At 46.2% G+C, this 15,507-nt stretch carries 10 protein-coding genes and 1 tRNA gene; 10 read left to right on the top strand and 1 reads right to left on the bottom strand.

The genetic code is table 11. From position 1 onward, the window contains the following. Positions 1–21 precede the first annotated feature (21 nt). A complete protein-coding gene (gene pstC / locus NSQ91_RS25860; protein WP_036685038.1) occupies positions 22–969 on the top strand; it encodes a phosphate ABC transporter permease subunit PstC in 948 nt (315 codons plus the stop codon). Continuing rightward, the gene (gene pstA, locus NSQ91_RS25855) at positions 966–1,847 is read left to right on the top strand and encodes a phosphate ABC transporter permease PstA (protein ID WP_076305563.1); all 882 of its coding nucleotides are present in this window, start codon (positions 966–968) and stop codon (positions 1,845–1,847) included. The genes pstC and pstA overlap by 4 nt, the downstream gene beginning before the upstream one ends. Before the next feature lie 1,009 nt (positions 1,848–2,856). Here pstA and NSQ91_RS25850 read toward each other — a convergent pair. Beyond that, positions 2,857–2,930 (bottom strand) — tRNA-Arg (locus NSQ91_RS25850). A gap of 279 nt (positions 2,931–3,209) precedes the next feature. On the opposite strand from NSQ91_RS25850, the gene NSQ91_RS25845 reads away from it, so the two are divergent. The 8 genes from NSQ91_RS25845 (at position 3,210) to lon (ending at position 15,495) form a co-directional block, all read left to right on the top strand. Continuing rightward, positions 3,210–4,055 carry a hypothetical protein gene (locus tag NSQ91_RS25845; RefSeq protein WP_036685042.1) on the top strand — a complete coding sequence of 282 codons (846 nt, stop codon included), beginning with the start codon at positions 3,210–3,212 and terminating at the stop codon, positions 4,053–4,055. A 98-nt stretch (positions 4,056–4,153) separates the two neighbouring features. Continuing rightward, positions 4,154–5,488 (top strand): trigger factor, encoded by a 1,335-nt coding sequence (tig, locus tag NSQ91_RS25840; protein ID WP_036685045.1) that lies wholly within the window; start codon positions 4,154–4,156, stop codon positions 5,486–5,488. Between the two features lie 386 nt (positions 5,489–5,874). Then, complete coding sequence (clpP, locus tag NSQ91_RS25835) at positions 5,875–6,465, top strand: ATP-dependent Clp endopeptidase proteolytic subunit ClpP (RefSeq protein ID WP_076129430.1); 591 nt, start codon at positions 5,875–5,877, stop codon at positions 6,463–6,465. Positions 6,466–6,477: 12 nt separating this feature from the next. After that, positions 6,478–7,734, top strand: a complete 1,257-nt coding sequence (clpX, locus tag NSQ91_RS25830; RefSeq protein ID WP_036685052.1) for an ATP-dependent protease ATP-binding subunit ClpX — start codon at positions 6,478–6,480, stop codon at positions 7,732–7,734. 112 nt (positions 7,735–7,846) lie between these two features. Further along, a complete protein-coding gene (ispG, locus tag NSQ91_RS25825) occupies positions 7,847–8,974 on the top strand; it encodes a flavodoxin-dependent (E)-4-hydroxy-3-methylbut-2-enyl-diphosphate synthase (RefSeq protein ID WP_036685055.1) in 1,128 nt (375 codons plus the stop codon). Positions 8,975–9,175: 201 nt separating this feature from the next. After that, positions 9,176–9,847, top strand: coding sequence for a BlaI/MecI/CopY family transcriptional regulator (locus NSQ91_RS25820; RefSeq protein ID WP_076305565.1), 672 nt, complete (start codon positions 9,176–9,178; stop codon positions 9,845–9,847). Positions 9,848–11,187: 1,340 nt separating this feature from the next. Beyond that, on the top strand, positions 11,188–12,897 hold the full coding sequence (gene lonB / locus NSQ91_RS25815) for an ATP-dependent protease LonB (RefSeq protein WP_038573063.1): 1,710 nt from the start codon (positions 11,188–11,190) through the stop codon (positions 12,895–12,897). A gap of 234 nt (positions 12,898–13,131) precedes the next feature. Further along, on the top strand, positions 13,132–15,495 hold the full coding sequence (lon, locus tag NSQ91_RS25810; RefSeq protein ID WP_076279991.1) for an endopeptidase La: 2,364 nt from the start codon (positions 13,132–13,134) through the stop codon (positions 15,493–15,495). Positions 15,496–15,507: the final 12 nt, after the last annotated feature.

The raw sequence follows: 15,507 nt of genomic DNA, 5'->3' as shown, positions 1-15,507 counted from the left end.
GCCGCTTACAGGAGGGAAAGTATGGGGGCACCAGTCCACAACCTGGCAACTAAGGTTAAGGAGGGCGTTACAGAAGTTAGCGCCAACTCCAAACGTCACAGTAGACATATGTTTAGCAACCGATTATTCCGCTTTTATTTCTTATTCAGCATTCTTGCACTTTGCTTCGTGCTTGGACTTGTAATTCTATTTATCGGCAAAACGGCGCTGCTTCTGTTTGGTCATCTCTCGCCTGCGGACTTTTTCTTTTCTTTTAACTGGACGCCTGAAGAGGACTCCTTTGGGGCTGCTGCCTTCATTGTAAATACACTTTCACTGACGGCTTTGACCCTGCTGATCGCAGTACCTATTTCTGTGGGTATGGCCGTGCTCTGTGCGGAGATTGCTCCGAAGTGGATGAAGACCTTCATTCGCCCGGTGCTCGATTTGCTCGTTGGTATTCCTTCTATAGTATATGGTTATTTAGGCTTAACGGTATTACTTCCATTTCTTCGTAGAGTTAGTGGGGAGAGCTTGGGCGATGGATTACTGGCTGCGGCCCTCGTGCTCGCATTAATGGTCCTGCCAACAATTTGCCGAATCAGTGATGATGCAATTGTCGCTGTTCCACGCAAATATCGGGATGCTGCGTACGCTCTTGGATCTACCCGTCTGCAAGTTATTATGCGTGTTGTTTTGCCTGCGGCTAGCAGAGGAATTATCTCCGCGGTCATTCTCGGGATGACTCGTGCTGTGGGGGAGACAATGGCTGTAGTTATGGTTATCGGAAACACACCACAGTTGGCAAAAACCTTATTTACACCTGCCTCGGTCTTGACTAGTAACATCGTTATGCAAATCTCGAATGTAGAGTTTGAGTCAACCTGGAATTATGCCCTACATATGATGGCCTTTCTTCTGCTGGTGATTTCATTTGTACTGATTCTGATCATCCGCGTGCTGGGTAGAAAAAGGAGGGATGCAGCGTGAACGGATTCGCAAGTACAAAGCATACAGCGCGTGCTCAGAGACGCAATAAGCTCGCGACTATTGGGTTTTATACGCTTGGGGCTTTAGTCATGCTGCTAATCTTCTGGCTGCTCTTCACGATTCTTAGTAAAGGTCTGCCAGCGCTGCGGCCTGACTTCCTGATTAAACAGCCTGAAGAGATTGACGTAGGTGGCGGGATCGGTCCTGTACTTTTCAACTCTTTTTATATTTTGTTCATCTCGCTGCTTATTTCCGTCCCTATCGGTTTAGGTGCGGGGATTTATATGGCGGAGTATGCTCCGGATAATGCTTTTACAGGCGGCCTGCGTATATGTGTAGAAGCTCTCTCTTCGGTTCCTTCAATTGTATTTGGTATGCTTGGACTTGCGATATTTGCTGAATATTTTGGGATCGGCCTGACGATTCTTGGCGGTGGGGTAAGCTTGGCGCTTTTGAATCTGCCTATGCTTGCACGTGTGACGGAGGAAGCGATTCGTGCTGTTCCTGGGGAGATGCGTGAAGCTGGATATGCACTGGGCATGACTAAATTCCATGTGATCCGCACAGTAGTTCTACCCGTTGCAATGTCAGCCATTGTTACTGGGATTTGTCTCGTTGCTGGGCGCGCCTTCGGGGAGTCTGCGGTTATTATCCTTACCGCTGGCCTCAGTACCTCGGGCGAAATGTGGGACTTTAATCTGTTCTCGCCGGGAGAAACCCTGGCAGTGCATCTATGGTATGTACAATCTGAAGCAATTGTAGAAGATGCACGGCAAATCGCTGACAAATCAGCAGCCGTACTCGTATTTGTAGTTCTGTTTATTAACTTTGCTTTCCGATTTCCGCTCTGGCTCGGAAATCGCCGCAAAGGGCGCTGATTCCGCTAATATAGGAAGACATGCATAAAAAACTGTCTCTCGGCGAGAAATCACCGTGAACAGTTTTTTTATTCCCGATTAAATAAACAAGGTGCTCCATCCATCGATAAAATTGCTAATGCGCGTGTCTTTTGAGTAATTGGATTGGCCACGCTTAGCTTATAGAAAACTGAAAAAACTCCCATATTTAAAAATCAGAAATGGGAATGTGAAGAGTAATAGTCGATGAGTAGTGAGTGGTGAGTGGTGAGTGGTGAGTGGTGAGTAATGAGTGGTGAGTGGTGAGTAATGAGTGGTGAGTGGTGAGTGGTGAGTGGTGAGTGGTGAGTAGTGAGTAGTGAGTAGTGAGTAATGGTGATAAGAGCGGTTTTTAATTGCACTTTATGCACTTATTTTTGATGGGGATAGGTTTGTTTGGGTTTAATTGCACTTTGTGCAGTTAAAAATGGTGAAAAGGCCATTCTAGGCGTAAATCTGAGAATATAAGTGTATGAAATGCAATTAAAGCGAGTTTTGGAGGTAAAAGGGTACTTTTAGTTGCAGAAAATGCAATTAGATAGCATGTAGCGGCGTTTCTCCGGAAAATTAGCCGTAATGTTCTAATGCGGCGGGGGATGATGTGGAACTGACTCATAAAAACTGATCAACGATTGCTAAGCTTCACATAACCCTGAGCCCCAATGAGTTCTAAGTGTGACCAAGTCCGAGCGAGCATCAAATCTTAAGCTCCATCGACTCATAGCCCGACGAGGCATGGGTTTTCACTGAATTATAAGTTTCGAATGCTAAGCTCTATCGGATCCTGAGCTCCGACGAGGCTAAGTTTTCATCAGGCTCTGAGCTTCGAATCCGAACTCCATGAACCCCTGAGACTCAACTAATCCAGAGCCGCGAATCTTTAAGCTCAGTCATTCAGTCGTCTATTCGTCCCAGTGACTCCCTGAGCTCCGCCCAACCCCTCCCCTGAACACAGAAACAGCCTTCCCGAAGGAAGGCTGTTTCTATATGACGTCCCGGAAGGGATTCGAACCCCCGACCGTGCGCTTAGAAGGCGCATGCTCTATCCAGCTGAGCTACCGGGACATGGTTGCTGGCAGAAAAGCAAGCAGGAATTATCATATCATATGGGGTGTTTTTTTTCAAGCTGTTTTTTAAAAAGAGTACGGGGTATGCTATAATCTACAATTATTAAGTTTCGGAAGAAGCTTAAGGTATTAATAACTTTTATAATGGTTAGGATTCCATTCACATAAGTAGACATAAGGAGGTGCCCTCATTAAACATTCGGATTCCCCCGCCACCAAAGAGAATATCGTCCTGTTCCCCAAGACACTGGACTATTATCAAATCCAGCTGACGGTGATGCTGGAAAGTGAACGCTACGGGGAAGCGATGGAGCTGCTTCGTTTTTTGCTGCAGTGTCAAGGACAGGAAGAGCGAAATTACGAGGAATGGCGGTCCCTGCTGGAATGGCTCGAAACGGCATTTCCTTACGCGTCCCAGAATGGAGATGCGGAGGGAGCTGTTCACCCCGAAGACGAAGATTTAAGGGAAGAGGATATGGCCCGCTTTTTGGCCAAATCTAAAATGAACGAGGATACGGGGTATCCCAAAAAGCTGCTGCAGCGGGTGATGAACGAGCCTCTGTCTGAGGCGACAATACTTGCACTAGAGCAGCTATCCTATCTGGAAGGTGGCGGCGTTGACGAGGAGCTGACCACTTGGCTACAGGGGGATAATGTTCATCCACTGCTGCAATTTCGGACCTTGCAGACGCTTAAGCGGCGTGGGATGCAGGGAACAGTGAAGCTGATTCGCGGCCATGAAAAGGTACTTGTAGAGATCGAGAGCGTGCCACTGCAGACGGAGGATTTTCCTCCGCAGGTGAGTCATGTGCTGGAGCGGGTAGCCGGGCAGGCTGAGGTGCATGAGCCTACGCTGTATTATTTTGCACAAGAGCTCTGGGGCCAGTTCATCATGTCGATTTATGGGTCGGATGAATATCGGAAATTGCTGGAAGGCGAAGACGTTTTGCTGGATATTTGGGCAGGAGCGTTGCACCAATTTGTTTCTGAGAGTTTAAACGGCTCCCGACAAGAGGAAGAGACACGTGGAATGTATGGCATCACAGACGGCATGCGCTTTCAATTTGAGGGAGCTTATCGTGCTCTCAAGGGTTTTGTAAAGACTTCTCTACTTGATAAATAAAGTAATGTTGTATATAATATAATGGTTATTCTGTGCGTGGATTGTATCATTATTTGAAGTAAACTTGTGAACCTATATTTTGGAGGGAAAAGTATAATATGAAAGCAACATGGGAAAAAATAGAGAAGAACCTTGGAGTTCTTGAAGTAGAAGTAGACGCAGAACGCGTAACAGCAGCACTTGATAAAGCTTTTAACAAAGTCGTTAAAAAAGCTAACGTACCAGGCTTCCGTAAAGGTAAAGTACCTCGGCCGATCTTTGAATCCCGTTTTGGTGTAGAAAGCTTGTACCAAGATGCAATCGACATTCTTCTTCCTGAAGCTTACGGTGAAGCAGTTGAACAAACTGACATCTTCCCTGTAGACCGTCCTGAAGTTGATATTGAGCAATTTGCTAAAGGCCAATCCTTTATCTTCAAAGCGAAGATCACGGTTAAACCTGAAGTGAAGCTCGGCGATTACAAAGGTCTGGAAGTTCCAGTACAAAAAGCTGAAGTGACTGAAGAAGAGTTGAGTGCTGAACTTGCTCGTCTGCAAGAACGTCATGCTGAGCTTGTAGTAGTTGAAGAAGAAGCAGCAGCTAACGGCGACATCGCTGTAATCGATTTTGACGGATATGTTGATGATGTACCGTTTGAAGGCGGAAAAGCTGAACGTCACTCTCTTGAGCTTGGCAGCAACTCCTTCATTCCAGGATTCGAAGAGCAAGTGGTAGGAATGGCTACTGGAGATTTCAAAGATGTTGAAGTTACTTTCCCTGATGAATACCATGCAGAGAACCTTGCGGGTAAAAAAGCAGTATTCAAAGTGAAGCTGCACGAAATCAAACGCAAACAACTTCCTGCATTGGATGATGAATTCGCTAAAGATGTAAGTGAATTCGAAACTTTGGATGAGTACAAAGCAGATCTGAAAGCTCAGCTCGAATCCCGTAAAGAGGAAGAACTGAAAGGCCTTCGTGAGAATGCAGTTGTTGATAAAGCAGCAGCTAACGCTGAAGTTGAAATCCCTGAAGCTATGATCAACAGTGAAGTTGAGAACATGGTTCGTGACTTCGACACTCGTCTTCGTCAACAAGGTATGAACATGGATATGTTCCTTAGCTTCTCCGGCCAAACTCGTGAAGACTTGCAGAACCAAATGAAAGGCGATGCTGAAAAACGCGTTCGCAACAACCTGGTATTGGAAGTTATCGCAAAACAAGAGAACATTGAAGTTTCCGAAGAAGAAGTTAACGAAGAGTTGGCTACTATGGCTGAAGCTTACAAACGTACTCCAGAAGAAATCCGCAGCATCTTGGCAGCTAACGGTTCACTGGGCAGCTTGAGCGAAGAGCTTTCGTTGCGTAAAACCATTGATTTCCTTGTTAGCAATAGTGTAGAAGTTGAAGCAGTAGAAGAAGCACCAGCTGCTGAAGACACTAAAGCTGAGTAGGATATTTTAAAATTATAAGAAGGTATAAGTTTCACTTTATACTTTATTCTTATAATTCTCGCATAAACGCTTACCGTCCTTAAAAGGACGCCGAAGGCGTTTTAGCTTGACACTACCTAGAACGGCCAAGTTACACGGCCTCCATACAGATATGATAAGGCACGTAAGTTTCGTTACGTGCCTTATTTTTATCCTCGGCCGCAAATATATGTGACTACATAGGTATCCGTATGAACGTATGGCAATAAGGTAATAGGGGCGGTAACGTCACAATTCACAAGCAGCGGACTGTCCACTGTAGTGAAAAAATGACATCGCGCCGTGAACGTGTTAAAATATTTCTGAAACGATAAGACTAATCTGTACAGAGAAAAGAGGTTGGTGGCATGAGTCTGGTACCAATGGTTGTGGAATCAACAAGTCGTGGAGAACGTTCGTACGATATCTATTCCAGATTGCTCAAGGATCGCATCATTTTCTTAAGCAGTGCGATTGACGATGATGTCGCCAATCTGGTTATTGCTCAATTGCTGTTTTTGGCAGCAGATGATCCCGAGAAGGACATTCACTTGTACCTCAACTCACCCGGTGGTTCAGTAACAGCCGGCATGGGTATATACGATACGATGCAATATATCAAACCGGATGTTTCAACCATTTGTGTAGGGATGGCAGCAAGCATGGGATCGCTCCTTCTAACAGCTGGGGCGCCGGGCAAAAGATATGCGCTGACCAACAGCGAAGTTATGATTCATCAACCGCTCGGCGGTGTTCAAGGTCAAGCGTCTGATATTTGGATTCACACTGACTGGATCCTCAAGACGAGACAGAAGCTGAATCAAATTTATGTAGATCGCACAGGTCAGCCCCTTGAAAAAATCGAACGGGACACAGACCGCGATAACTTCATGAGCGCGGAAGAAGCCAAGGAATATGGGCTTATTGACCAGGTTCTTTCTTCACCGATGAAATCTTAAAGGGGTGGTTAGATGTTTAAATTTAATGATGAAAAAGGGCAATTGAAATGTTCTTTTTGCGGTAAATCACAAGAGCAGGTTCGTAAGCTTGTAGCAGGACCGGGCGTTTATATATGTGACGAATGTATCGAGCTTTGCACGGAAATTGTGGAAGAAGAGCTCGGTCATGAGGAAGAGCTTGATCTGAAGGATATTCCAAAACCAAAGGAAATTCGTGATATTTTGGATCAATATGTAATCGGTCAAGAGCAAGCGAAGAAATCTCTTTCTGTAGCGGTTTATAACCACTACAAGCGCGTGAACAGCCAAAGCAAGATCGAAGATGTTGAGCTGACGAAGAGTAATATCCTTTTGCTCGGTCCAACAGGTTCTGGTAAAACCTTGTTAGCACAAACGATGGCGAAGATTATCAACGTTCCTTTTGCTATTGCAGACGCTACTTCCTTAACGGAAGCTGGTTATGTTGGCGAGGATGTTGAGAACATTCTGCTCAAACTCATTCAAGCTGCAGATTACGATGTGGAGAAAGCCGAACGCGGCATTATCTATATTGATGAAATTGATAAAGTAGCACGTAAATCCGAGAATCCGTCCATTACTCGTGACGTTTCCGGCGAAGGTGTGCAGCAAGCGCTTCTGAAGATTCTGGAAGGAACTGTTGCTTCTGTGCCTCCGCAGGGCGGACGTAAGCATCCTCACCAGGAGTTTATTCAGATCGACACGACGAACATCCTGTTCATCGTTGGCGGTGCCTTTGACGGTCTGGAGCAAATGATTAAACGCCGTATCGGTAAAAAAATCATTGGCTTCAACGCAGCAGTTGAAGGACAAAAGGATCTTAAGCCTGGCGAATATTTGTCAATGGTATTGCCTGAAGATTTGCTCAAATTCGGTCTTATTCCTGAATTTGTAGGCCGTCTGCCAGTCATCTCGACTTTGGAGCCGCTTGATGAGAATACGCTTGTACGTATCCTTTCCGAGCCTAAAAATGCACTCACTAAACAATATATCAAGCTGCTGGAAATGGACAACGTAGCGTTGAAGTTCGAACCATTGGCACTCGAAGCAATTGCCAAGGAAGCGATCAAACGTAATACGGGAGCCCGTGGACTGCGCGCGATTATTGAGAGCATCATGCTCGATGTGATGTATGAAGTTCCTTCACGCGATGATATTAAGGATTGTGTGATCACGGAACAGGTCGTTCAGGAGAAAGCTTTGCCTGAGCTCAACCTTAAGAAAGACAAGAAGAAAGAGGAAAGCGCGTAAGCCGCTTTTCCTTAACAATACATGTCACAGTCTCCACCTTTCTTCCGCTTATCCCGCTTCACATTAGCGGGAGCGAAGGGGTGGAGCTTTGGCGTTATGGGGGAGAAAAATCATGTTCTTGAGACACCAAACCCGTCCTGTCAATGTTGGCGGGCTCATTATTGGGGGAAACAACGAGGTTGCGATTCAAAGCATGTGTACAACCAAAACCGCTGATGTGGAGGCTACTGTAGCTGAAATATTGCGGCTTGAGGAAGCAGGCTGCCAGCTAGTACGCGTAACTGTCAACAATGAAGAGGCGGCTGCCGCAATCAAGGAGATCAAGAAACAGATTCATATCCCACTCGTAGCGGATATTCATTTCAACTATAAGCTAGCGTTGATGGCTATTGAGAACGGCATCGATAAGGTACGGATTAATCCGGGGAACATTGGTCGTCGCGAAAAGGTAGAAGCGGTAGTTAAAGCATGTAAAGAAAAAGGAATTCCGATTCGGATTGGTGTAAACGCCGGTTCTTTGGAGAATCACCTTTTGGAGAAATACGGATACCCAACCCCAGAAGCTATGGTAGAAAGTGCGTTATACCATATTGGGATTCTAGAGGAACTGGATTTCCACGACATTATCGTCTCTCTAAAAGCATCCGATGTGCCAATGGCCATCGAAGCTTACCGTCAGGCTGCGGAAGTTATCCCTTATCCACTGCACTTGGGGATTACAGAATCTGGCACATTGTTTGCTGGTACAGTGAAGAGCTCCGCAGGTATTGGTGCACTGCTCTCTATGGGCATCGGCAGCACACTGCGTATCTCGCTTAGTGCCGATCCGGTTGAAGAGGTTAAGGTGGCGCGTGAGTTGCTGAAGACGTTTGGTCTGATCTCTAACGCGGCGACGCTGATCTCTTGTCCGACTTGCGGACGGCTGGATATCGATCTTTTCTCCATCGCTAATGAGGTGGAAGAATACATTTCGAAGCTTAAGGTGCCTATTAAAGTTTCCGTCCTTGGCTGTGCTGTTAACGGTCCTGGTGAAGCACGTGAAGCAGATATCGGTATTGCTGGCGCTCGTGGGGAAGGTTTGCTTTTCCGCTACGGACAAATGATCCGTAAAGTGCCTGAAGCAGAACTCGTGAACGAGCTGAAAAAGGAAATTGATGCGATCGTGGTGGCTTACGAGGCAACGGGCGAAATCCCAGGCCGCGCCCACGCTAACCTTGCACCTCCGGTGCAATCGAAGTAACTTGGTCTGAATGGTATTTATAAGAATTTTCAATCTCATAATATTATAAACACTTCTTAGCATCGTATAGTAATTTTGGGCGACGTTAGGTAAGTAGTGATCTAAGTGGCGAAGAACGTCCTGTGCAGTTCCGGTATATCCGGGGCTCATGGGGCTTTTTTTTTGCGTTTATTTCTATTTTGGAGGAAGGGATGAGTAAACATGAACTATGAACAAGCCCATGAAAAATTTATTGCGCATCATCTTGCAAGCAGAACGGGCGAACGGCGGGGGAGGTTGGAAAGAGGTCATGGCCACGCCGAAAAATTATTTTTGCAGAATGTCTGGTGGCCGCTTTGTGGTGATTTCAATGATCTTCATCCGGAGTATGAGGTGCTGGATTTACAAAGACGAGCTTATTTTGCTGATTTTGCTTTTTTGCCGGGGCCGATCAAGCTTTTGTTTGAGATCAAAGGGTATGCAGCTCATGTAAGAGACATGGATAGGCTGAAGTATTGTAATGAGGTAAATCGTGAAACTTTTCTGTACGGAATGGGTTATCAAGTAATTTCATTTGCCTATGATGATGTTGAACAGCGCCCTGAGTTATGTGTTACACTGCTGCGTTTGGCGCTAAGCCGCTACCAAATTGTAGATGCACCGCGTGGCAGACTGCTAATCGCTGAGAAGGAAATCATGCGTTTAGTGGTGCGTCAAGCTGGGGTGATACGCCCTAAAGAAGTCGCTGATTATTTCACGCTAGATCCCAAAACAGTACGCATGATGCTAAAGAATCTCTGTGAAAAAGGCTGGCTTACTCCTGTGAAGAGGGGAATCGGCGTCAAAAATGTTGAGTATAAGCTGGCTCGTGATGTTCTTTATTACTGGGATTGATATTTGTAAAGGCTGATGGCTGGTGGAGGCTATATTATTGAAGTAGTTTATGAAGGAGTAATGGAACAGTTTAGCCTATGTAATTGAGGTATCTGGTGGAACTTATGGAGTTGGTGGTGCTATTGTAGCTGGTGTAGCTGAGGTAGCTGATGTAACTGGTGTAGATGACGTAGCTAATGTTTTGAAGTGGATAAAGTTGTAAAAGTGGCTGATGGAGCAGGTGTAGCAGAAGTGGTTTGATGGGGCTGATCATATAGGCGTAACAATGTTGGTCATGACTTTTGCTGAAGGCGGAAATTTGAAAAGAAGGTATGTGAAGGAGCTCGATGTGAAGTCCGTTATGAAGTAAAACGCAACAATTAGGGAAATTCTCCCTGAAATAAGCGAGATATGGCTTAAAATCAAGCTTATTAGGGAAAAACTCCCTAATAAAAGGAGCATTTCTCCCATTTATGTGTGATTCGTCCAATAATCAGGGGGGATTTCCCTAATTGGCAGCTTTGAGGTCGTGAATCACTGATAAATAGGGAGGATTTCCCTAATTATTTGGCTGGGTACCAATGATACTTAGATTTTTGTACTGAATAGGATGTTTCTAAGAACATAGGAGATACAAACGGATATGTTCAGCAAATTAAGTTAAGTCTGCATCTTAGAGGTAAACTGACGTAACTTCTAGAAGTAACCCACCGTCCCTAGCTAACTCAACTTCTAAAAGAAGCTCACCGTGCCCAGCTGACTTAGCCTCTAGAAGTAGCTCACCGTCCTCAGCTAACTCAGCTTCTAGAAGTAGCTCACCATCCCCAGTTAACTCAGCTTTTAAAAGTAACCCACTGCGTCCAGCTGACTCAGCTTCTAAAAGTACCTCATCGAACTCAACAAACTAAACGTCTACAGGAAACTCCCGACGCCCTTACCCTTAGCGGTACGCACAACTAGGTTCCTTACCCCCACGTAGCACCGATCACGATCCTCAGTTACTAAGTTCAACGGCTCCTCCTACCACCACAGTTACTCAAATTCCCTTCCACTAATCTCTCCCTCATTTCTCCGCATTTCTCCTTCATTCCTCTTCATCTCTTCATCCCTCCTTTACTTCCGCACTCCTCCGCATTCCTTCCTCTCCAACCTCCTCAACAATCTCCTTTTTTTAAAATTATCTAAGCTACATTCGTACTCCCCATACTCATTAATGCCCTTATAGTTAATTATCAGAGTCTATCCTACTGCAACAATTCAACAAATCCTCAAATTCGCGTTTACTAATTACCGAAACGGCTATACTACCTAATAGTAGCCAAGGGTGGAAAGGTAGACTGAACGAAACAGGAGGATGACCTATGGAATTAAGTATAGTTGTGATGATCGTGCAGCTCTTTTTCGCGCTGGTTATCGGCGTATACTTTTGGAATCTGCTGCGGGGTCAGAAGACAAATAAGACAGCGGTAGAACGAGAGTCGCGCAAGGAACTGGACAAGTTACGGAAAATGCGGATGATTACATTAACTAAACCATTGTCGGAGAAAACACGTCCGGCTTCTATTGGAGATATTGTCGGGCAAAAAGATGGGCTGCGCGCCCTGAAAGCCGCACTTTGCAGTGCTAATCCGCAGCATGTGATTATTTATGGTCCGCCGGGAGTCGGCAAGACTGCGGCAGCACGTGTTGTCATGGAAGAGGCGAAAAAGAATGTGCTTTCTCCTTTTAAAAGTGACGCCAAATTCACAGAGATTGACGCCACTACCGCTCGTTTTGATGAGCGTGGTATTGCTGACCCGTTGATCGGCTCTGTGCATGATCCTATTTATCAAGGTGCAGGGGCCATGGGTGTGGCGGGTGTGCCACAGCCGAAACCGGGCGCGGTGACTAAGGCGCATGGCGGGATTCTTTTTCTGGATGAGATAGGAGAGCTTCACCCTATTCAGATGAATAAGCTGCTTAAAGTGCTTGAGGACCGGAAGGTCCTGCTAGAGAGCGCTTATTATAATTCGGAGGATAATAATACTCCGGCTTATATTCATGATATTTTTCAAAATGGATTGCCTGCCGATTTCCGTCTAGTTGGCGCTACTACGCGCTCTCCGGATGAGATTTCACCTGCGCTGCGATCGCGCTGCATGGAGATTTATTTCCGCCCGCTGCTGCCGGATGAGATTGCCGTCATCGCGCGTGACGCGATACAGAAAATTGGGCTTAAACCAAGTCCGGAAGCAGTCACTGTGGTGCAACAGTATGCAACCAACGGCCGGGAGGCAGTTAATATGATTCAGTTGGCTGCCGGATTAGCTTTAACTGAGCAGAGAGATACACTAAATGCTGCTGATGTGGAATGGGTGGCAGGCAGCAGCCAGCTTCCGCTGCGTACGGAACGCAAGATTCCTTCGGCACCGCAGATTGGATTAGTCAATGGTCTTGCTGTGTATGGACCGGGGATGGGGACTCTGCTCGAAATCGAAGTTTCCGCAGCGCCTGCTGTGAACGGCCAAGGCAGATTGAACGTGACAGGTGTGGTGGATGAAGAAGAGATCGGTGGAGGCTCCCGCACGATTCGGCGAAAAAGTATGGCAAAGGGCTCAGTTGAGAATGTATTGACCGTACTGCGTACGATGAATCTGGAGCCCGATCGTTATGATCTACATGTGAATTTCCCAGGGGGTACACCGATTGACGGACCTTCTGCTGGAGTAGCGATGGCAGTAGCAATTGTCTCCGCTATTCGTGGACTTCCCGTGGATAACACGGTAGCGATCACAGGTGAGATAGGCATCCATGGTCGAGTTAAGCCAGTGGGCGGTGTAATTGCCAAAGTAGAAGCTGCTTTTCAAGCTGGTGCCACTACAGTGCTTATTCCAAAAGAAAACTGGCAGTCTCTCTTCGCTGACCTCGCGCCATTACGCGTTATTCCAATGGAAACAGTAGAAGAGGTGTTCCGTCACCTGTTCGGTGCCGATACAGCTGATGTAAGGTTGCCTGCAGTTGCTGGAGAGCTGTTCTCCGCTGCACCTTCACTCCTAAAGGCCGATGCCGCTGGTGAATCTGCAAAGGGTTAAACTAAATTGATCCCTAATTCGAAGAATAAGGTGAGATTTGTCGCTGTAAAATAAAGGAGGCTGCAGGCATTTCTGCTGCTTCCTTTTTAAATGCTACAAGAAACGTTGTCTCTATTTATGGAAAAGCAAGTCGGTTCTTCTTGAAATCTAAGGACTCTGTTGGTGTTTTGGGGCTGCTTTTGTTAGAATGAATGCATATGAGATTAATTGAGAGCCATGGGAGGTGCGAAAGCGATGATGACAAATAAAACAAAAGGTCGTCGTTTTCCTTTATTGCCGCTAAGAGGGCTTCTTGTGTACCCAAGCATGGTTCTTCACTTGGATGTGGGCCGTGAGAAGTCAGTTCGGGCGCTAGAGAAAGCTATGGTTGAAGATAATTTGATTCTTCTTTGTTCCCAGTCGGAAGTGAATATTGAAGAGCCAGGTCAGGACGATATTTTTCGGGTCGGTACTGTCGCCAATGTGCGGCAAATGCTGAAGCTTCCAAACGGTACGATACGTGTACTGGTTGAAGGTGTAGAACGGGCCGAAATTATTAATTATATCGATAATGATGAGTACTATGAGGTTATGGCGCGTGAGCTGCCGGAAGAAGAAGATAGCGATCAAGAATGTGACGCGCTGATGCGTACAGTACTCAATCAGTTCGAACACTATATTACGTTATCCAAAAAAGTGACCCCAGAGACCCTCGCTGCTGTATCCGATATAGAAGAGCCTGGTCGACTTGCGGATGTCATTACGAGTCATTTATCGCTAAAAATTAAGGATAAGCAAGAAATTCTCGAGACGATTGATGTTAGTAAACGGCTGGAGAAGCTTCTTGATATTCTTAATAATGAGCGTGAAGTGCTGGAGCTTGAACGTAAGATCAATCAACGTGTCAAAAAGCAGATGGAAAAGACGCAGAAGGAATATTATTTGCGTGAGCAAATGAAAGCGATCCAGAAAGAACTCGGCGAGAAGGAAGGCCGGGTAGGAGAAGCGGAAGAGCTGCGGACGCTAATGGAAGAGAAAAATGTTCCGGAACGCGTGAAAGAAAAGATGGAGAAAGAAATCGACCGTCTGGAAAAAATGCCAGTCAGCTCTGCGGAAGGCGGCGTTATTCGCAACTATGTAGATTGGCTGCTCAGTCTCCCTTGGAGTGAACAGACAGAGGATGATCTTGACATCAAAAAGGCCGAGCAGGTACTTGATGAGGATCACTACGGTTTGGAAAAACCGAAGGAACGGGTATTGGAATATTTGGCCGTTCAGCAGTTGGTTAAGAAGCTTAAGGGTCCGATTTTATGTCTTGTAGGTCCTCCAGGGGTGGGGAAAACCTCACTGGCTCGTTCCATCGCCCGTTCGCTCAATCGCAAGTTCGTCCGTATCTCGTTAGGTGGTGTACGTGATGAGGCGGAGATTCGAGGTCATCGCCGGACTTATGTAGGTGCGATGCCGGGTCGGATTATCCAAGGCATGAAGACGGCGGGTACGATTAATCCGGTTATCCTATTGGATGAAATCGATAAGATGGCTGCGGATTTCCGTGGAGATCCATCTTCAGCGCTGCTTGAGGTGTTGGATCCAGAACAAAACAACACGTTTAGTGATCATTTTGTAGAGCTGCCGTTCGACTTGTCGAACGTAATGTTTGTAACAACAGCGAACGTAGTGCATAATATTCCGCGTCCTTTGCTGGATCGGATGGAAATGCTGTTCATTCCAGGTTATACGGAACTGGAGAAACTGCAAATCGGCAGCCGTTATCTATTGCCTAAGCAGAAGAAAAACCACGGTCTTGCAGAAGATCAACTGATTATCGAAGACGATAGCTTATTACGCATTGTCCGCGAATATACCCGTGAATCCGGTGTTCGTAATTTGGAACAGCAGATTGCAGCATTATGCCGCAAAGCTGCGAAACAAATCGTGTCTGAGGAAAAAGAGAAAGTGGTCATTCTTCCTGACGACATCAAGGATTATCTTGGGGCTTCTAAATATCGTTACGGTATGGCCGAGCTTGAAGATCAGATCGGTACGGTCACTGGGCTGGCTTGGACTGAGGTTGGCGGCGATACATTGCTGATCGAAGTTACGGTTGTGCAGGGAACAGGTAAACTAACCCTCACCGGACAGCTTGGCGATGTAATGAAGGAGTCGGCACAGGCCGCATTCAGCTATACTCGTTCGAAGGCGGAGGAGCTGGGGCTCCAGCCCGATTTTTATGAGAAGATTGATATTCATATCCATATTCCGGAAGGTGCAATTCCGAAGGACGGTCCGTCTGCAGGGATTACGATTGCAACCGCATTGATCTCCGCGCTCACGAAACGTTATGTTTCGAAGGATGTGGCGATGACAGGGGAAATCACCTTGCGGGGACGTGTACTGCCAATTGGTGGATTGAAAGAGAAATCCCTTGCGGCTCACCGAGCTGGATATAAAAAGATCCTTCTTCCCAAAGACAATGAACGGGATTTGAAAGATATTCCTGAGAGCGTACGTAATGATGTTGAGTTCGTACCGGTATCTAATATGGATCAGGTCTTGCATCATGCGTTAGTTGAGCATCATAATGAAATTAGCAGTGAGCCACCGAGTAGTGTGCATTAGAAAGGAAGTCCT

It is taken from the genome of Paenibacillus sp. FSL R7-0048, assembly GCF_038004505.1.
GTDB classification, from domain to species: Bacteria; Bacillota; Bacilli; order Paenibacillales; family Paenibacillaceae; genus Paenibacillus_AQ; species Paenibacillus_AQ odorifer.
This window is presented reverse-complemented; position numbering and strand designations above follow the sequence as displayed.